Raw genomic sequence first — 18,752 nt, 5'->3', positions numbered from 1 at the left:
GGCAAATAAATGAGGTTATTAGAAAAGTTAGAAGTTCAATCACCACTAGTGTTAGATGGTGGATTAGCAACAACATTGGAACAAGCAGGTTGTAATTTAAATTCATCATTATGGTCGAGTAAAGTATTAAAAAATAATCCTGTGAAAATTAAAGAAGCACACCAATCATTTACAGATGCAGGGGCAGATATATTACTTACGAGTACATATCAAGCAAGTTATCAAACATTTTCAGATATTGGACTAAAAGATGCTGAAATAGAACAACTATTTACTACAGCGGTTGATCAAATCATGGATTCGAGTACATTTAAGCAAGTAATCGTTGGTAGTTTAGGACCTTATGGCGCATATTTAAGTGATGGTTCTGAGTACACAGGTGATTATGAATTAAGCAGCGAGGATTATTTTAAATTTCATCGTTCACGTATAGATGCATTAATTACAAGAGGGGTTCATGACTTTGTTTTTGAAACGGTGCCTAACTTTGAAGAGATTAAAGCTATTGTTGAGTATATTGTTCCACACTATACGGACCAAACATTTTGGTTATCTGTAACGGTAAATGATTTAGGAGATTTATCTGATGGTACAAAATTTGAAGACTTATGTGAGTTTATCCAAAAATATAAAAAAGAAATTCCAGTTTTTGGTATTAATTGTTCTTCTGTAGCAGGGGTTAATCAAGCTATGGATAAGGGGCTTACTGTTTTACCACAGACAATTGCGCTCTATCCTAATGGTGGCGCAAAATATAATGCGGAAACAAAACAATGGGAGAGTAAAAGTGATAGCCATTTGATTATTGAACAAATCCCAGATTGGTTAAGGCATGATGTTAAAATAATTGGTGGTTGTTGCCAAACGACACCAGAAGATATTGAAAGAATTCACGATAAAATAAATTTATCGGTTTAATTATAATATGTATGAATATATCAACCGAAGTTTTGTTTTAGGTTATGAAAAATACGCTTCAAGAAAATAACTTTTTAGGTTATTTCTTGAAGCGTATTTTAATAAGAAGTAGTAAGTAAGGTACTAACAAAACGTTTTAAATTGATTCGATTATTAGGTTTCACTATTTCTCATGAAAAATTGTGAATATCAATCAATATATCTATGTTTTAAAGCGCAACTAATTACAGTGAATAAGCCGTTTTATATTTTGTTTACGAGAAGTTTTACTTTTCTTCTTGCCTCTTTTTTCTAAAGAAGAGTAGTGTAGAACCTAATAATAGTAATAAACTACCCCAAATAGTTGTATTGGCTTCTTTTTCACCAGTATTAGGTAATTGTTTCTTTTCAGTTGTCGGCTGTGAAGTTTTTGTTTTTGGCATATAATTTTCTGCTTTTGTATCTGTAACGTTTTGGCTAGATTTTACCACTGTACCAGTATTGATAGTTTGTATATTTAACTTTGTATCTTTTTGTGATTCTAGTTTAACCACATTATTGTGATTATTAGGTAAAACTTTAATTTCATTATCTTTAGTTGCTGGCTCAGGGTTAGGTGTCGGCTCAGGCTCAGGTGTTGGTTCAGGGTCTGGCGTTGGTTCAGGATCCGGCGTTGGCTCAGGCTCAGGTGTCGGTTCAGGCTCCGGAGTTGGCTCAGGCTCAGGTGTTGGCTCAGGATCAGGTGTCGGTTCAGGATCCGGAGTTGGCTCAGGCTCAGGTGTCGGTTCAGGATCAGGTGTTGGTTCAGGGTCTGGCGTTGGTTCAGGATCCGGCGTTGGTTCAGGGTCCGGCGTTGGTTCAGGCTCAGGTGTCGGTTCAGGATCCGGAGTTGGTTCAGGATCTGGAGTTGGCTCAGGCTCAGGTGTCGGCTCAGGATCCGGAGTTGGTTCAGGCTCAGGCGTTGGTTCAGGGTCCGGAGTTGGCTCAGGCTCAGGTGTCGGTTCAGGCTCAGGTGTCGGTTCAGGCTCAGGTGTTGGTTCAGGGTCTGGAGTTGGCTCAGGCTCAGGTGTCGGTTCAGGGTCTGGAGTTGGCTCAGGCTCAGGTGTCGGTTCAGGGTCTGGCGTTGGTTCAGGCTCAGGTGTCGGTTCAGGCTCAGGTGTTGGTTCAGGGTCTGGCGTTGGCTCAGGCTCAGGTGTCGGTTCAGGGTCTGGCGTTGGCTCAGGCTCAGGTGTCGGTTCAGGGTCTGGCGTTGGTTCAGGGTCTGGCGTTGGCTCAGGCTCAGGTGTCGGTTCAGGGTCTGGCGTTGGTTCAGGTTTAGGTTTCGGGTCAGACCCTTCTCCATCAGCATTGTTTTGATAGAATAATACGCCATTATTCCAACTTGCTTGTGTGTAATAATCCTCATGATATGGCGAGAATCCTGAAAGTGTTGTTCTAAAAGTTAATGATTGTGCATCACCATCATAAGTGCTATCAAATTTGACTACATAGACACTATCTAAATTGTCAAAGTCTATTTGATAATTACCATTAGTAACATTTAAATTAATGTCGTTAGTAACATCTTGAAACATTGAAGTATCTGACGTGTCAGCATATACACTTTGATTTAATTCATTAGGTTTCATTACTTTAAAGACTTTTACAGATGGCAGGTTGCCGTCTTGTTTATTTCCGTTGATGATTTGACCATAGACAGTAGCGGCAGGAATTTTAAAATTATTTGGATTAATGTAAGCAAGATGTGTAAAAGTATTATTTTGTTTATTTAATGAAACAATACTACCATTAACACTTAAACCAACATTATTTATGCCATTTAGATATTTTATATATACATCTTTTTGAGTTTTTTGCCCATTTACTGTCGCGATAATTGATTGATTACTATCATGAGGAACAGTTTTAGGATCAATAAATAAATTTAAAGACAGGTTTGTTTTTATGTTCTCTCTATTATTTACGTAATCTGTGAATCTATATCTAATTTTTCCGTCTTCTAAAATACTTCCATTTGCAATAACTGTTTCTCCATTTTTGATTTCTGGAACTTTACTTATCGCAGATACGCCACGAGTATTTACATTATTAGAAAGTGAAATATCAAAATAATCACCTTCTTTAACACCTTCCCCAAATGTTAATTCGTATTTTAAAGTTGATCTTTCACCATTATGTGGTCTGATTGTATCATTCGATTCAATATTGCTATTAACCACAGTAATTTTATCACTTACATCTTTACCAACTACATTTTCATTACTAGTTACTTCAGGGTTTGGATTCGTTGCACTATATGTAGAGATTGTGCGTTTTGGTGAAGTAATGTTTTCAATTGATGATATTTGTGCTTCATCTTTATTAGGTTCACTTACTTTATTTTTCTGTGGTGTGTTTTGTTCGGATGTAGTGGCAGATTGCGTAGTTTCATTTTGCGAATGGGCTTCGCTAGAAGTTGGTACAGAGTTAGATGGTGTTTGTTCACCAGAATTAGCGTCTTTATTGTCGCTAGCTGTATCTAATTTAGCATTTTCGCTTTTATTGTTCATATCTTCTTGAAATGATGCTTCAAGTTTGCTGTTCTCTTCAATTTTTAAAGTTTTATCTGCTTCTATTTTTTTAGTGGTGTTAACGGATTCCGTTTTTTCAACATCATTTTTATTTAACGCTGTATCATTAGGCGCAGTTATTTCATTGTTAACAGGAACCTCATTTGATGTATTGTTTTCACTTTGTGCTGTACTATTTTGATTATTTGAATTTATATGTTTTGAATCGATTTTTGTTTCTTCATTCGTAGTCTCTGATGCTTTTGCCTCCCCAGAAGCACTTAAACCAATGGCTAGACAAGTACCTAAAAGTACTGATGCAGCCCCAAATTTATATTTGCGAATACCAAACTTTTCATTTTTCTTTATAAACATAATGTTCTCCTCTTTTTAAAATTCTTATTATATTGTGATATAGATAAGTATTATAATTTATTTCGTATGTTTACGCAATGTAATAATTAATTATTTTGAAATATTTATTAAATAATAAAAATATGATTAGCTTTGCTAAGCGTTTAAAAGTTGGTCATTTTATGAATTATGAGAAAATAATGTGCAAAATGTTTTGGGCATAAAAAAACTACTTAACCCTCATGAAATTTGAGAATTAAGTAGTGTGTTAAAGTATTTATATTTACTTCGGTATAAGTAATATTGTATTTAGGAAGGCTGTTTTTGTCTTAATGCAAATTCTTTAAATGTGATAAAACGTTTATGACTTTCATCATATAATTTGAATTTTAACGAAGCGAAACTTTCTCTAATCGTAATTGAGGTTGCATGATGTAATGGTGTGACATTGTCATGCGTAGCTTCTAAAGCATAATTTGGAATTCTAGGATTTAAATGATGGACATGATGATATCCAATATTACCAGTTATCCATTGAATAAATTTTGGTAATTTATAGTATGAACTGCCATCAATAGCTGCTTTAACATAATCCCATTCGGACGATTCTTCAAAATAGGAATCTTCAAAGGTATGTTGAATATAAAAAAGCCAAATACCTATCATTCCAGAAATAAAGACCATAGGCGCGAAAATAGCAAAAAATTGACTAACCCCTAATAGATAAATAAGGGCGCCGTAAATGATTAATAATAAAATATTATTGAGCCATGTGTTCGTGCGTTCTTTTGTTTTAGCACCTTTTGCGTTAAAGCGATTAGATACAAATACTAAGAAAAACGGTCCTAAAACAAACATTACAAATGGATTGCGATAACATCTATAAGTTAAACGTTTAAAACGAGATGAAATTTGATATTCTTCAACTGTCATGACCCAAATATCTCCAATGCCACGCTTCTCCAAATTCCCACTACCTGCATGGTGCATTAAATGTTCTCTACGCCATTTTCTATAGGGAAAGAAGGTTAAAAAACCTGTCACATTACCTAATAAATCATTATGCTTCTGCTTTTTTAGATATGAACCATGACATGCGTCATGAAAAATAATGAACGTTCTAATTAAAAATATTGAAGCAAAAATACTACTAATAATTGCTAATGACCAATGTACTTGATATAAAAACCCGCTTGCTACTAACAGCGCAAGGAGGGGGATTATTGTATTGATTATTTGGATTGTACTCTTTGTATAGCTCGTTTTCTCAAACGGTTTGACCATCTTACGTAACAATTTCTTTTTATCTTTTTCCATTTACACCAAACTTTCTATCCACTCAGAAATCAATTTTTACTGAAGTGTTTAATTCAGTGTATAGAAGTAGTACACCTATTACAAACATTTATTTGAATTATTTGAATGCTTTTTAATAAAAAGTGAAATAATGGCTATTAAAAAGCTTTGTCTAAAAATAAAATTTAATTCTCAGTCAATTTAAACGTTTAAATTTTAATCAATTAATGTGTTGAAAAATAAAAAATTGTAAAAACTCAATGATATTTAAATAATTTTATACCAATAGTTGTAATTTTCAGAAAAAAAGAATATTATACAACCAAGCATTATGAGATATATGCATGTAATATTTAAGTTAGTTTATTTATAGTAACACAAAGGGGAAATAAACTGAGCATATATTAAGTGTGCTTAAAAACAACTGAGGTGGGGCTAGTTTTATGACGAATACTTTAAACAGAGAGTTAAGCAATAGACATATTCAACTTATTGCGATTGGTGGAGCAATTGGAACAGGGTTATTCTTAGGGGCAGGACAATCCATAAGTTTAACGGGGCCATCCATTTTACTCACATATATTATTGTAGGTTTCGTATTATTTATGTTTATGCGTGCAATGGGAGAAATGTTATTACATAACACAGAGTACAAAACATTTGCAGACATCGCACATGATCAAATAGGTCCGTTTGCGGGGTTTGTAACTGGTTGGACATATTGGTTAACTTGGATTACATCTGGTATGGCTGAAATTACAGCAGTTGCAAAATATGTAGAATTTTGGATACCAGATTTACCTAACTGGATTACGTCTTTATCATGTATTTTGATATTAATGGCGTTTAATTTAACAAGTACAAAAATGTTTGGTGAATTAGAATTTTGGTTCGCAATTATAAAAGTAGTTACAATAATCGCTTTGATTGTTGTAGGTATTGTAATGATAGTATTTGCGATACATACGCCTTTTGGACAAACGAGTGTAGCTAATGTTTTTAACAATGGTTCATTCTTTCCACATGGGGCATCAGGCTTTTTCATGTCTTTCCAAATGGTAGTGTTTTCATTTACTGGTATTGAAATTTTAGGTATTACAGCAGGAGAAACTAAAAATCCAGAAAGAACTATACCGAAAGCAATTAATAGTGTACCCATAAGAATTTTATTATTTTATGTAGGAGCATTAGCGGTAATGATGTCTATTATTCCGTGGCAAGATATTGATCCAAATAACAGTCCTTTTGTTAGCTTGTTTGCATTAATTGGTGTGCCATTTGCGGCAGGACTTATCAATTTTGTAGTATTAACAGCTGCATCTTCTGCGTGTAATAGTGGTATCTTTGCCAACAGCAGAATACTATTTGGCTTATCAGAGAAAAAGCAAACACATCATTTACTGATGAAAACGAATAAAAGAGGCGTACCGTATATCGCAATTTTAGTGACTTGTGCATTATTATCTATAACAGTATTGCTTAATTACATAATACCTAATGCAACTCAAGTATTCTTCTATGTAACAGCAATATCAACTATACTGTTAGTTATTGTGTGGATGTTTATCATGCATTCTTATGCTAAATATGTTAAATCACATCCAGAAAATCATAAAAGAAGTGCATTTAAATTACCTGGCGGCGTAAATATGGCAAGAATGGTGCAATTATTCTTTGTTTTTGTATTAATCATTTTATTCCTTGTTCCTGATACGAGGATGGGTATCGTATTATCACCAATATGGTTTATCCTGCTTGCATTAATTTATTTGAGATATACAAGAAAAGCGCGTAAATTGGAAGTGAAGAGTCAGGGGTATAAGTAGGTTATTAGGTTATGTAGTCATTTAAATAGTGGATGGCTAGAGTGAAACAATCCTGGTTCTTATGAGCCATTTATCAATAATCTTATGCTAAATCATCACTTCTAGGACTGAAGTTAGTACAAAGATACTATTTTAATAAAAATTATTTTTGTTCTATGCTAGATTTAAGGAAATTATTGTATGCATTGTGACAATATTTAATAATACATTTAAATTTTGATTTGTGAGAGGAGGTTACATTGAAATGGAAGCTGTATATGCAAAGGATGACCAAGGTGCTTATCAAACATTGAAAATAACTATTGAGAAAGATAGTGCAACTGTTTTTAATTTATTAAGTACGACTGAGGGTGTTCAGAAATGGTTTCCTCAATTATCATTTAAAGAACGCAAAGTTGGTGGCAAGATGACATTTTATATGGATGAACAAGACGATATGGAAATGGAAATTACTGCTTTCGAAGAGAATGTAGCGATTGGTTATACATGGGATACCGGTGCAGTAAGATTTGATCTGTATGATAGTGGACATGAAACAGTACTTATATTAGATGAGTTTTTACCGTTTGATTTTTCGCATATCATTTTAGACTTTTCGGGTTGGCAGTTCCAAATGCAAAATATAAAAAGTGTGGCAGAAACAGGTAAAACATTAGACCAAAGTGAATGTGATTTTGATAATGTAAAAGATGAAGTAGAAACAAAACTTGATTTAGGCTAATTTTTTTAATTTAATAAAATTTAAAAAATAGAGACTAAACAGTTGTATATGTGTAACTAATTTAATAAAGTGAGGAATGATTTTTAGTAGATTAGTTTTTATTGTGGTAATAGTTGGTTAATACCAAAATGAGCTGGGACATAACAGTTAATGTCCCAGCTCATTTTTTAGTTTATAAAATTAAAATTTATCTTTTAAGTCTTTTGCTTTATCTGAAGCTTGATCTTTCACTTCTTTTTGCTTATCTTTATCATTTTTTACTTCGTCAACCTTATCTTTTGCTTTGTCTTTAAATTCGTCAAATTTACTCATTATAAAAACCTCCTTTAAGATTTGTGACACAAGTATTTTTCCACTTATCAATGCAAATAAACATTTTTATTTAAATTAATTGAAAAAGATAAGAAGATAATAGTGTTATTTTTATTAGAAAACTATAGTATATCGACTTTTTGGTAATTTAGTTAGTTAAGAAAAATAAATGACGATTTTAATAAAAAAGTAGAGAAAATAGAACATATATTTTATAATATGATAGATTAAAAGCAAGTTAATAATTTAATGGAGGTCTAAGCATGGAATATACTTTACCTAATTGTCCAGAATGTGATTCAAGTTATACATACGAAGATGGAAATTTATTTGTTTGCCCTATGTGTGGTCACGAATGGTCTGAAGCTGAAAATAATGAGAATAAAGAAGCTCAAATTACAAGAGATGTGAATGGGCAGGAACTAGTTGACGGGGATGCTGTTACAGTTATTAAAGATTTAAAAGTAAAAGGCACATCATTTGTAATCAAACAAGGTACAAAAGTAAAAAGTATAAAAATAGTTGAGCCTGACGATGGTCATGACATCGACGCGAAAGTTGATAAAATCGGACTAGTGGGATTAAAATCTTCACTTGTAAAGAAATTAAAAGGCTAGAGCAAAATTAAGTATAAAGTAAAAACCCGTATGAGTTACAATTAGGTAACTCATACGGGTTTTTATAGGTTATACACTCATTATTAAATCATTAAAAGTAAGTGGATAAAAGCGACTGTTTTTATATACTATGTGTAATTAAAAAATTGTGGGAATTTTTGTAATGGCTTAATTTGTTAGTTTATAGTGATGGAAATTTCATAGAGAAGTGAGAAAGGATGTTAATGCAGAATATAATAGCAAAACGAGCTATAAAATTTTATGAAAACAAATAAACGTCAAATTCTATTGAGATATACAAATTGACGTTTATTTTTAATCAGAGATAGTTATGTCTCTAGTTTTATTATTATAACGTAGTTTCATAATTACTTTTTAAAATAATGTTATTGAATATTACACCAAATTTTTAATTCTAAAAACAAAAAATAATAAATTAATTTATGGTTTTAGTAACTAGTTTATGCATGTTATATAGTGGTAAGTATAAATATAATGACTATATAAAGAGGGTGCCTTTTATGAAAGTAATCATTTTAAATACTACATTAAAAAATGGAACTGAATTATCGCATACTGAAGCTTTGTCCAGTGAGGCAGCAAGTATTTTTGAATCAGAAGGCGTAGACGTAGAGATGCTTAGAGTAAATGACTATAGTATATCTTATGGTATAGATGATGATATGGGGGGAGATGATGAATGGCCCCAAATATTAGAAAAAGTAATAGACGCTGATATTGTAATTATTGGTACTCCTTTGTGGCTTGGCGAAAAAAGTAGTGTAGCAACTTTAGTTATAGAAAGACTTTATGGTTCTAGTAAATTAGAGAATAATAAAGGACAATCTATTTTTTATAATAAAGTGGGGGGCGTTATTGTAACTGGCAATGAGGATGGTGCCAAACATGCTTCTGCTTCTATTATTTATGGTTTATCACATATCGGTTTTACGATTCCTCCAAACGTCGATGCGTATTGGGTAGGAGAAGCTGGTCCCGGTCCTTCTTATATGGATATAAATCATGAAAATGAATTCACTAAAAGACATATCAAATGGCTTGCCTATAATACAATGCACATGGCTACAATGTTGAAAAAAACGCCATTACCAAATAAAGGTAATAAATTAAATGAATAAAATAAAATGAAATATTTTAATGGACTCCTTTTTAAAGTAAAAACTTTAAAAAGGAGTCCATTATTTCTTCATAGAAAAACTTAGTCTATTTGTATTTTTTATTATAAATCATAAAAAGCTGTAAAATTTTGATCTAAGTCGATTTCAGCATTTTTTAAAACAGTCGATTCAGGTAATATTGCTGTTCCTTGAGCGCGAGCAATATAAAAATCATCAAATGCCATAATATCTGTAAACATGGCTTGTAGATATTGATAAGAAAATTCTAAAGGTTTATAGCGATCATCGTTTGTATAAATTGAGCCACTAGCTTGTAAATATAGAGCTTTATAGTTATCAGTCATCAAGCCGACTGAACCATCAGAAGTATATTTAAATGTTTGGCGTGCAGTCATAATGTTGTCTATATAATCTTTCAAACGAGACGTTATATTAAAATTGTGAAGCGGCGAAATAATCACTATTCTATGATGTGACTTAAATTGTGAAAGTAAAGATGATGTCATATCAGATGTTTGTTGTTCTTCTATTGTCAGTGATTCATTTTCACGTTGCTTGTTCCAAATATTTAACAACTGTGTTGATTCTATACGAGGTAAATTAATTTCGTATAGATTTAATATTTCTGGTATTTCATTTGGAAAAGTCTCTTTATATTTTGTTGAAAACATATTTTGTAGTTTGTAAGAAAAATTATCTTTATTTTCGAAATTAGGATGAGCGTTAATTATTAAAGTTTTCATAGTACATACTCCTTAGTTATTTGATAAGATAAGTATAAAGTTTAAAGGTGTCTAAATACGGCACCATTGAAGGAGGTATTATGAAAAAATCTGAAAGACTTAATCAAGAACTCATTTTCTTAAGTAATAAATCTACTTTTCATTTAAAAGATATTATGCAGGCTTTTAATATTTCTAAAAGAACTGCACTTAGAGATATTCAAGAACTTGAAACAATGGGTTTGGCACTTTATGTAGAAAATGGCCGATATGGCGGTTATAAATTAATTTCTCAAAATTTATTAACACCTATTTATTTTAATAATAATGAAATTTTGGCGATATTTTTTGCGCTTAAAGCTTTAGATATATTATCTACGACACCCTTTGAAAAATCTTATAAGCAAATAAAAGAAAAATTATTTGCTAGTCTACCTGATCAAAAGCAAAATGATATTGCCAAAGTATTAAAATATATTCATTATTACAATGTAGCACCAATTAATAACTCAGTTTATTTAGATCAAATATTAACATCGATTATGAATGAGAATAGTGTCTATATTACTTATACGCAATACAAATACGAAGAAACAGAACTTCAAATTTATGATTTGTTTTATAGAAATGGGATATGGTTCTGTAGTGCTTATGACCTAAATAAACATGTTTGGGGTACATATCGTTGTGATTATATCGTGTATTTAGAGACTAATGAAGATGGAGACACGTTTTCTAGACAAAAATTAGAGGAGATTAAGCAACATCACGAAGAAACATTTAATGACATACCGTTCAAATGCAAATTAACGACTTTTGGAGTAGAATTATTTTTGAAGAAAAACTACCCGAATATGAAATTGGAATATATTAAAAACACCCCTTACATTGTAGGTGGATACAATAATGAAGAATTGGGTTATATGACTGACTATTTAATTTCACTAGGGGAACATGTGGAGATTGTTTATCCGGAGCAACTCAAACGAAATTATATAACGAAGTTAAATAATATTTTAAAGAAATATGAATAATCAAATGTGTATGTTATTAAGATAGCTTGTATAAGCAATAGAATAAAAAGTGATTATAACATGCCGTTATGTATGAAGAGAGTGAGGTGATGAAATTATTACCTCACTGCCTAACTGTCGACAAATTCTCCAACTTTGTTAGCTGTTTTTTGTGCATGCTTTCCGCGGTCACTGACTCAGCCTGTAGTTTTCTGCTAGTGCTCTTCCCGTAGGACTCGGCCCAAATCACTGCTAATATTACACTGAAAAGACCATAATATATAAATTAAACGGTAGCGGCGTTTATTATGTTAAATAAATCAATTGATAAAAGAACTAACTTTGGTCTGAAAGAACACTGCTATTTAAAAAAATAACTATACAAATATTAAATAGACAAACCTTAGGGGAGCTATCACCTAAAGTTTGTCTATCTTCTGGAAGGGAGGTAATGAAATTATTACTTCCTTTTTTTATATAATTTAGAACATATTAATACGGCTGACGAGCACGTTGTTTACCATGCATAAAGTAATAAAGTACTATCGAAACAATTACTAAAATTGACATAGTTAAGTATAGATTTCGATATCCCATCAATGGAATGACAACTCCTAGCACAAATGGCCCAATGCCTGCGCCGAAATCTGCAAACATATAAAACGTAGATGTAGCTAAGCCGATTTTATCTGTAGGTGATTGTTGAATAGCAATGGCTTGGGCAGTAGGTATTATCGTACCATAGCCGATTCCAATAAACACTGCAGCAATGAGTAATGAAATACTTGTGTGGGTTAAACTTAATAATATTAGACCGATGATAAAGCTGATTAACACAGGGTACATGACCTTATTTTCACCATAGTTATCGTAAATCTTACCTGTAAATGGCCGAGTTACAAAGGTACTCACTGCATAAACAATAAAAAAGAAACTTGATGCTGTAGCAAGATTGATTTGTTCTGTGTAAACTGTTAAGAATGATAATACACTTGAATAAGCAATACCTACGAAAATAATAACAAATGAAATTGGTAGGGCTTCTTTTTGAATATATGCAGCTACGCCTGTGATTTTCTCAGTATTAGATGTTTGTACAGATACTTTTGGTAATCCTTTGATCAATAATGCCATAATTAAAGCGGCAATAATAACGATAAGACTAACTATAAAGATAGATTGGAAACCAAATTGTTGATTTAATATTATGCCGCAAAATGGTCCAATCGCGGATGCAGTTGTTACACTAAGTGCATAATAACCAATGCCTTCACCTTTGCGCTTTTCTGGAATAATTCTTGATGAAATCGTACCGGTTGCAGTTGAAGATAGCCCAAAGGCAATTCCATGTAATAGTCGTACAACCATTAAAATTAACAAGCTATGAATTGCGAAATACAAGCCAACAGTTATGATAGAAAAGATAATACCAAAGAGCAGAACTTTTTTGGGTTGCAAATTGTCAATCACACGTCCAGAAGCCAAACGTCCGAATAGCATGCCGATAATAAATATGCCTGCCGCTAATCCTCCCATACTTTCTGAAGCGTGATATTTATCAATAGTAAATATAGTGACTGTAACGATTAATGTATAATGAATCAAATACATTAAAAAATTTACAATTGTAACGGAGATAAAATCTTTTGACCAGAGTTTATCATACATACGAAGACCGTCCTTTAATTAATTTTTCATGCACTATATATTATAATGATTAACATACGCTAATGTAAAATTAGAATTTATGATATTTATATAAGTGTTGCTTATGTAAAAGGGGGTGAGATAATGAACTTTGAACAATTAACTTATATTCAAAAAATATATGAAACGGAATCAATCGTTAAAGCAGCAGATATTATGCATATCAGTCAATCTGCGATGAGTCAGTCAATCGCAAATCTAGAATCAGAAGTAGGATATAAAATATTTAATCGATCACGTAAAGGGACTTTGCCAACTGAAGTTGGGAAGAAACTGATTCCGTTAATGATTAATATTATTGAAGCGCGTAGTGAATTATTATCTGAGGTAGACGCGTTGCATTCTAATATCGAGGGTTCATTAAAAATTGCAACGATTCCTACACTATTCAATAAAATTATTCCTAAAGCATTATCTGCGTTTAAGAGAGATTATCCACATATTGAAGTGGAAGTAATCGAAAGTGATAGAGATGAAATTTTAAAAATGGTTGAAGCTCAGGTAGTTGATATAGGATTGATTGGTAAAGCTGAAAATGAACAGTTTGGGCAGCACATTGTAACGCATTCATTGAATATTGCTACAGATTTTAGGTTGATTGTGCCTAAAAAATCAAAATTATCATTGCAGAAGACGGTAGATATGAAGGCGATTAGTGAATATCCTTTTGTTTTGTACGATCGCAATTTCTACCATCACAATTTCAAACAATTTGAAGATGACAATGGTCCATTGAAAATTGTGTTCCGTACCAATAATCCAAGTGTGTTAATTAAAACTGTGTCAGAGGGTTTAGGAATAAGTATTGTATCAAGTTTGATGTTGGAAGATGATCCGTTTATATTGAATGGTTTGATAGAAATGTTACCTATTGGGGCGCCGTTCGATTATTATATTTATTTTACGGCACTTACACAATCAGATAGAACTAATGAACAAACAATAAAGACGTTTATAGAATATTTAAGAAAATGAATAATCGCAAAAATAAAGCAGAACCTATAAGGTGACATTGAAGTCCTTATAGGTTCTGCTTTTTAATTATTGTATTTTACTGAGAAAATGATAAAAGTAGTATAAATCAGAGATTTGTTGATTACAAACCGTACTATCGAAGCAGATATAATCACCTTTTTTAGTGTATTGTCCATCACTAGTGGTGCGTGTTTTCCTCATGAATAAGGTGACACGAGACTCCTTATTACAAATTGAACAAAAGCCTTTAACTGTTTGGTTTGAAATATCCCCATAAAAACCATCTAATTTTCCAAAATCATTATAATAGATTATATATTTTCTATTGGAAGCAACATCGTTCCAACCAATAAATGTACTTTCTAATAGCACTTCATTACTGATAAGTGGTGTTTTCAATTTCTTTACTTTTCTAAAAACTTTATCTACTTGTTTTTTAGAAGGATGCTCGAAAGGCAACACATAACCTTGAAGTGTACTTAATATTTTTTCAGCTTGCATTTTTGATAATTGGTAATTCATCAACTTTTCAATTTCTAATTGAATAGAAGAATCTACTCTTTGAAACGTATTGAGAATTTGTTCACGTGTAGTCTCTTGGATGGAAGCGATAGTATTAAGGTCATTAACTGAATTATACACATTGATTAAATGTGCGATACGTTCTTTTATATAATTAAATTGATAAGGGTATAGTTGTTTTTCCATAATTTGATATTCCTCTCACATTTTAATAACTGCATGCATAATATAGATGCCCTGTGAAAAGAAAAAATTCTACAAAGCATCGACTATTTTAATCGAGAACTTTGTATTAACAATGTAGCATTTGTATGCAACATATTACCATCTCCATAAATACTTAATAAATAACTTATACCAACATATGACATGTGTGTCAAATGTTGGAAATTCTCATCATTTACTAGACGAATTTTATATTAAATAGAGATATAACAACTAGAAATAGTGAAGAATGTAATGGCTGAATAGTAGACATTAGCGATTTACACTGCTAAAATTCAAAGCAAATGTTCACTCAAAGTATACAAAAAAGCGTTTTTATAGTATAATATTGTTGAAAATACGGGTATTGTACACTGGGAAAATACATTACAATTTCTGTAATATACAAGGGAGATATAAATATGAAAAAAATTATTATTACTGGTGCATTAGGACAAATAGGAACTGAGTTAGTAGTAAAGTGTAGAACTTTATATGGCAATGATAATGTTTTAGCTACTGATATTAAAGAGCCAGAAGCTGATTCTGCAATTGCAAATGGTCCATTTGCAATATTGGATGTGACTGATAAAGCACGTATGAATGAACTTGTTGAATCATTTAAGCCAGACACGATTATGCATATGGCTGCTTTATTATCAGCTACTGCTGAAAAAAATCCTTTGTTTGCATGGGATTTAAATATGGGCGGATTAATGAATGCTTTAGAGGTTGCACGTGAACATGATTTATTATTCTTCACACCAAGTTCTATTGGTGCGTTCGGTCCATCAACACCTAAAGTTAATACACCACAAGTAACGATTCAGCGTCCAACTTCAATGTATGGCGTGAATAAAGTTGCAGGTGAATTGTTATGTCAGTATTACTTTGAAAAGTTTGGTGTTGATACACGTAGTGTAAGATTCCCAGGTTTAATTTCACATATTAAAGAGCCTGGTGGCGGTACAACTGACTATGCAGTCGATATTTATTTTAAAGCTGTAAGAGAAGGACATTATTCAAGCTTTATTGAAAAAGGCACATTTATGGATATGATGTATATGGAAGACGCGATCGACGCTATTATCCAACTTATGGAAGCAGACGGAGTTAAATTAATAAACCGTAATGCTTATAATTTAAGTGCGATGAGTATTGAACCAGAAATGGTTAAAGCAGCAATTCAAGAATATTATCCAGACTTTAAATTAGACTATGATGTAGACCCAGTGAGACAATCAATTGCTAATAGTTGGCCAGATAGTATTGATGTAAGTTGTGCAAGAGCAGAATGGGGCTTTGATCCACAATACGATTTAAACAAAATGACTAAAGTGATGTTAGATGCTATCGAAGGTAAAGAAACAGCTGAAGTAAGATAAAACAAGATCAGCTATTATTCAATAGGATTTAAAAATTCAAACAGCAGTGATGATGATTAAAAATGGAGCATTTGCTGTTATAAATTAAAACTAAATACTATGTATTTTCGTCAGTTAAGTGTATAGAAAGTCTAATGTGGCGTGGATATGTTGTCAAAATTTTGAATTTGATAACATGTTTACGCTATTTTTATTAATAAATATATTAAGATAAGAGGAAATGAATCCATTCTAAAACACCATTTTTTAAAGTACTATTATCAATGATGAAAATTAATGCTAATTATCCATAAACTTTAATTCATGTATATTTATTATTTGAATTTTTTAATTTTCCGTTGCTATAACTAGAGGTTAAATACAACGGAAACAGCGTATGAAAATTGATTTCTGTTTCTCTCCCTTATTATTTCTTTATTTTAAATTTTTTGAAAATTATTGAACAGCACTCGTTGGATTGATATAATTTAATGTAATACTCACAGAAATACCATTAGGAGGAAAAATCATGTCAGAAAAAATTGAATTTGTACAACGAGAAACACTTAAAGAAAAACCGGATCCAAGCGATTTAGGTTTTGGGAAATATTTCACAGATTATATGTTAAGTTTCGACTACGATATTGATCAAGGATGGCATGATTTAAAGATTGTGCCTTATGGACCAATTGAACTCTCTCCGGCAGCACAAGCCTTACATTACGGTCAAGCAGTATTTGAAGGTTTGAAAGCTTACAAGCATGACGGTGAGGTAGATTTATTCCGTCCCTCTGAGAACTTTAAACGTATTAATAATTCATTGGCGCGATTAGATATGCCGAAAGTTGATGAAGAGGCAGTGTTAGAAGGGTTAAAGCAATTAGTAGATATAGAACGTGATTGGGTACCAGAAGGTGAAGGTCAATCGTTATACATACGTCCATATGTTTTCGCCACAGAGGGTATTTTAGGCGTACGCCCTTCTTATTCATATAAATTATTAATTATTTTGTCACCATCAGGTTCATATTATGGTGGGGAGTCGTTAAGTCCAACAAAAATTTATGTAGAAGATGAATACGTGCGTGCTGTTCGTGGTGGTGTAGGTCATGCAAAAGTTGCAGGTAACTATGCTGCTAGCCTATTAGCACAAACGAATGCATCAGCACAAGGTTATGATCAAGTATTGTGGTTAGATGGTGTTGAACAAAAATATGTAGAAGAAGTTGGTAGTATGAATATCTTCTTCGTAGAAAATGGTAAACTTGTAACGCCAGAACTAAATGGTAGTATTTTACCAGGTATTACACGTAAAACTGTGATTGAATTAGCGCAAAATTTAGGCTACGAAGTGGAAGAACGTCGAGTATCTATCGACGAACTTATTGAAGCACACAATAAAGGTGAATTAACAGAAGTATTTGGTACAGGGACAGCAGCAGTTATCTCTCCGGTAGGTCAGTTGAAATATGGTGAAACTGAGATCGTTATTAATAATAATGAAACTGGGGAAGTTACTCAAAACTTATACGATAATTATACTGGCATCCAAAGTGGTAAACTTGAAGATCCACAAGGCTGGAGAGTCGTTGTACCAAGATATTAAAACACACAATAATATAATGATTATTGAACAGTAATCTAAATTATGTGAGTAAATTTTAATAACTAATATAATATTTGAGGCTGAGACATATCAATGTATGTCTCAGCCTCACTTTATGTATGATTTGATAAAATATATTCCAATATAATTATTATTTTGAAGATGACTGGGATTGATTTTCCTCTTTCATACCATCTTTAGCACCTTTTTGTATATCATCGATGTGATAAAATCCACTAACGACAATCATAGAAATTATAATGACGCCAACGCCTTTAAACCAACTAGATGGAGACATTTGTTTTTCTCTTTTAGCAAAATATAACCCGATTAATCCTGCAACAACAATAAAAGTAATTGCGTAACCCATAAAACAAAACTAATTTTTAAAAGAAAATACATTCATATTTAAATACTAACACAACTTTTTATAACTTTAAATATTTGAAAAAATAGTATTTAACACAATTATTAGTGAAGTATAAGTTGTTTTTTGAAAGGATCATAGACGTGAATAAAATATTGAACATTGCCAGTGTTATTATGATTATTTTGTTAATGCTATATACGTGGATAAATTATAATACTTTGCCTAAAACGGTACCAATTCACTATGACTTATATAATCATCCAGACGGATGGGGGGATAAACATTCATTGTTTTTGATACCATTTATAGGTTTAATGATATGGGTTTTAATATATTCACTATATAAATATTATCCGAAATTAGTAAATATAGATATTAAATTAACAGGAAAACAACCGACAAAAAAAGGCGATTAAAACGCATATAACTTTTGTTGCTATTTTGAACTTTGAAATTATTTTATTTATTTCTTTAAAGGGAGTAATGGATATCTATAATATCAAAGGTGAATCGATACATTTAGTCATCTTTCAGTTTGTGACTTTTGCTATAGTTATT

17 protein-coding genes are annotated in these 18,752 nt (G+C 31.9%); 10 read left to right on the top strand and 7 right to left on the bottom strand.

The features are described 5' to 3' along the window. Positions 1-9: 9 nt before the first annotated feature. Entirely contained in the window at positions 10-918 is a 909-nt protein-coding gene (gene mmuM, locus ACSUE0_RS08770; RefSeq protein WP_436956999.1) for a homocysteine S-methyltransferase, read from the top strand. A 266-nt stretch (positions 919-1,184) separates the two neighbouring features. Here mmuM and ACSUE0_RS08765 read toward each other — a convergent pair whose 3' ends face one another. Next, positions 1,185-3,821 (bottom strand): fibrinogen-binding adhesin SdrG C-terminal domain-containing protein, encoded by a 2,637-nt coding sequence (locus ACSUE0_RS08765; protein WP_436956997.1) that lies wholly within the window; start codon positions 3,819-3,821, stop codon positions 1,185-1,187. A gap of 288 nt (positions 3,822-4,109) precedes the next feature. Beyond that, positions 4,110-5,117, bottom strand: a complete 1,008-nt coding sequence (locus tag ACSUE0_RS08760; protein ID WP_119613465.1) for a fatty acid desaturase — start codon at positions 5,115-5,117, stop codon at positions 4,110-4,112. 422 nt (positions 5,118-5,539) lie between these two features. Here ACSUE0_RS08760 and ACSUE0_RS08755 point away from each other — a divergent pair, with 422 nt between their 5' ends. Further along, positions 5,540-6,922, top strand: coding sequence for an amino acid permease (locus tag ACSUE0_RS08755; protein ID WP_119613466.1), 1,383 nt, complete (start codon positions 5,540-5,542; stop codon positions 6,920-6,922). A gap of 244 nt (positions 6,923-7,166) precedes the next feature. Continuing rightward, positions 7,167-7,643: an SRPBCC domain-containing protein gene (locus ACSUE0_RS08750; RefSeq protein ID WP_119613467.1), complete on the top strand. Its 477-nt coding sequence runs from the start codon at positions 7,167-7,169 to the stop codon at positions 7,641-7,643. A gap of 180 nt (positions 7,644-7,823) precedes the next feature. On the opposite strand, the gene ACSUE0_RS08745 is transcribed toward ACSUE0_RS08750, so the two are convergent. Then, entirely contained in the window at positions 7,824-7,955 is a 132-nt protein-coding gene (locus tag ACSUE0_RS08745) for a hypothetical protein (RefSeq protein ID WP_017723505.1), read from the bottom strand. 263 nt (positions 7,956-8,218) lie between these two features. On the opposite strand from ACSUE0_RS08745, the gene ACSUE0_RS08740 reads away from it, so the two are divergent. Beyond that, the gene (locus ACSUE0_RS08740) at positions 8,219-8,572 is read left to right on the top strand and encodes a zinc ribbon domain-containing protein YjdM (RefSeq protein WP_017723506.1); all 354 of its coding nucleotides are present in this window, start codon (positions 8,219-8,221) and stop codon (positions 8,570-8,572) included. A 521-nt stretch (positions 8,573-9,093) separates the two neighbouring features. Next, complete coding sequence (locus ACSUE0_RS08735) at positions 9,094-9,711, top strand: flavodoxin family protein (protein WP_436956993.1); 618 nt, start codon at positions 9,094-9,096, stop codon at positions 9,709-9,711. Positions 9,712-9,812: 101 nt separating this feature from the next. Here ACSUE0_RS08735 and ACSUE0_RS08730 read toward each other — a convergent pair whose 3' ends face one another. Further along, positions 9,813-10,454, bottom strand: a complete 642-nt coding sequence (locus tag ACSUE0_RS08730; RefSeq protein ID WP_436956991.1) for an FMN-dependent NADH-azoreductase — start codon at positions 10,452-10,454, stop codon at positions 9,813-9,815. An 80-nt stretch (positions 10,455-10,534) separates the two neighbouring features. Between ACSUE0_RS08730 and ACSUE0_RS08725 the strand changes: the two genes are divergently transcribed. Continuing rightward, the gene (locus ACSUE0_RS08725) at positions 10,535-11,467 is read left to right on the top strand and encodes a helix-turn-helix transcriptional regulator (RefSeq protein WP_436956989.1); all 933 of its coding nucleotides are present in this window, start codon (positions 10,535-10,537) and stop codon (positions 11,465-11,467) included. A gap of 471 nt (positions 11,468-11,938) precedes the next feature. Here the strand turns inward: ACSUE0_RS08725 and ACSUE0_RS08720 are convergent, their stop codons facing one another. Continuing rightward, positions 11,939-13,114 (bottom strand): MFS transporter, encoded by a 1,176-nt coding sequence (locus ACSUE0_RS08720; RefSeq protein WP_119614495.1) that lies wholly within the window; start codon positions 13,112-13,114, stop codon positions 11,939-11,941. A gap of 123 nt (positions 13,115-13,237) precedes the next feature. Between ACSUE0_RS08720 and ACSUE0_RS08715 the strand changes: the two genes are divergently transcribed. Next, a complete protein-coding gene (locus ACSUE0_RS08715) occupies positions 13,238-14,128 on the top strand; it encodes a LysR family transcriptional regulator (protein WP_119614494.1) in 891 nt (296 codons plus the stop codon). Positions 14,129-14,194: 66 nt separating this feature from the next. Here the strand turns inward: ACSUE0_RS08715 and ACSUE0_RS08710 are convergent, their stop codons facing one another. Further along, a complete protein-coding gene (locus tag ACSUE0_RS08710; RefSeq protein WP_119614493.1) occupies positions 14,195-14,836 on the bottom strand; it encodes a FusB/FusC family EF-G-binding protein in 642 nt (213 codons plus the stop codon). A gap of 440 nt (positions 14,837-15,276) precedes the next feature. On the opposite strand from ACSUE0_RS08710, the gene ACSUE0_RS08705 reads away from it, so the two are divergent. Together ACSUE0_RS08705 and ACSUE0_RS08700 are read left to right on the top strand one after the other, a co-directional pair. Continuing rightward, positions 15,277-16,239 (top strand): NAD-dependent epimerase/dehydratase family protein, encoded by a 963-nt coding sequence (locus tag ACSUE0_RS08705; RefSeq protein WP_119614492.1) that lies wholly within the window; start codon positions 15,277-15,279, stop codon positions 16,237-16,239. Between the two features lie 508 nt (positions 16,240-16,747). Continuing rightward, complete coding sequence (locus ACSUE0_RS08700; RefSeq protein ID WP_017723516.1) at positions 16,748-17,824, top strand: branched-chain amino acid aminotransferase; 1,077 nt, start codon at positions 16,748-16,750, stop codon at positions 17,822-17,824. Between the two features lie 151 nt (positions 17,825-17,975). Here ACSUE0_RS08700 and ACSUE0_RS08695 read toward each other — a convergent pair whose 3' ends face one another. After that, positions 17,976-18,194, bottom strand: a complete 219-nt coding sequence (locus ACSUE0_RS08695; protein WP_119614491.1) for a hypothetical protein — start codon at positions 18,192-18,194, stop codon at positions 17,976-17,978. Between the two features lie 140 nt (positions 18,195-18,334). On the opposite strand from ACSUE0_RS08695, the gene ACSUE0_RS08690 reads away from it, so the two are divergent. Then, positions 18,335-18,610, top strand: a complete 276-nt coding sequence (locus ACSUE0_RS08690; RefSeq protein ID WP_119614490.1) for a DUF1648 domain-containing protein — start codon at positions 18,335-18,337, stop codon at positions 18,608-18,610. Positions 18,611-18,752 lie beyond the last annotated feature (142 nt).

The sequence above is a fragment of the Staphylococcus sp. AS1337 genome (assembly GCF_051408735.1).
In the GTDB taxonomy this organism is placed as follows: domain Bacteria; phylum Bacillota; class Bacilli; order Staphylococcales; family Staphylococcaceae; genus Staphylococcus; species Staphylococcus xylosus_B.
Note: the sequence above shows the minus strand (reverse complement) of the source record. Positions and strands in the feature narration are given on the sequence as shown.

What these genes read in the sequence shown, in the direction of transcription:
- mmuM (WP_436956999.1), top strand. Translation starts at nt 10, where the DNA reads ATGAGGTTATTAGAAAAGTTAGAAGTTCAATCACCACTAGTGTTAGAT.
- ACSUE0_RS08765 (WP_436956997.1), bottom strand. Translation starts at nt 3,821, where the DNA reads ATGTTTATAAAGAAAAATGAAAAGTTTGGTATTCGCAAATATAAATTT.
- ACSUE0_RS08760 (WP_119613465.1), bottom strand. Translation starts at nt 5,117, where the DNA reads ATGGAAAAAGATAAAAAGAAATTGTTACGTAAGATGGTCAAACCGTTT.
- ACSUE0_RS08755 (WP_119613466.1), top strand. Translation starts at nt 5,540, where the DNA reads ATGACGAATACTTTAAACAGAGAGTTAAGCAATAGACATATTCAACTT.
- ACSUE0_RS08750 (WP_119613467.1), top strand. Translation starts at nt 7,167, where the DNA reads ATGGAAGCTGTATATGCAAAGGATGACCAAGGTGCTTATCAAACATTG.
- ACSUE0_RS08745 (WP_017723505.1), bottom strand. Translation starts at nt 7,955, where the DNA reads ATGAGTAAATTTGACGAATTTAAAGACAAAGCAAAAGATAAGGTTGAC.
- ACSUE0_RS08740 (WP_017723506.1), top strand. Translation starts at nt 8,219, where the DNA reads ATGGAATATACTTTACCTAATTGTCCAGAATGTGATTCAAGTTATACA.
- ACSUE0_RS08735 (WP_436956993.1), top strand. Translation starts at nt 9,094, where the DNA reads ATGAAAGTAATCATTTTAAATACTACATTAAAAAATGGAACTGAATTA.
- ACSUE0_RS08730 (WP_436956991.1), bottom strand. Translation starts at nt 10,454, where the DNA reads ATGAAAACTTTAATAATTAACGCTCATCCTAATTTCGAAAATAAAGAT.
- ACSUE0_RS08725 (WP_436956989.1), top strand. Translation starts at nt 10,535, where the DNA reads ATGAAAAAATCTGAAAGACTTAATCAAGAACTCATTTTCTTAAGTAAT.
- ACSUE0_RS08720 (WP_119614495.1), bottom strand. Translation starts at nt 13,114, where the DNA reads ATGTATGATAAACTCTGGTCAAAAGATTTTATCTCCGTTACAATTGTA.
- ACSUE0_RS08715 (WP_119614494.1), top strand. Translation starts at nt 13,238, where the DNA reads ATGAACTTTGAACAATTAACTTATATTCAAAAAATATATGAAACGGAA.
- ACSUE0_RS08710 (WP_119614493.1), bottom strand. Translation starts at nt 14,836, where the DNA reads ATGGAAAAACAACTATACCCTTATCAATTTAATTATATAAAAGAACGT.
- ACSUE0_RS08705 (WP_119614492.1), top strand. Translation starts at nt 15,277, where the DNA reads ATGAAAAAAATTATTATTACTGGTGCATTAGGACAAATAGGAACTGAG.
- ACSUE0_RS08700 (WP_017723516.1), top strand. Translation starts at nt 16,748, where the DNA reads ATGTCAGAAAAAATTGAATTTGTACAACGAGAAACACTTAAAGAAAAA.
- ACSUE0_RS08695 (WP_119614491.1), bottom strand. Translation starts at nt 18,194, where the DNA reads ATGGGTTACGCAATTACTTTTATTGTTGTTGCAGGATTAATCGGGTTA.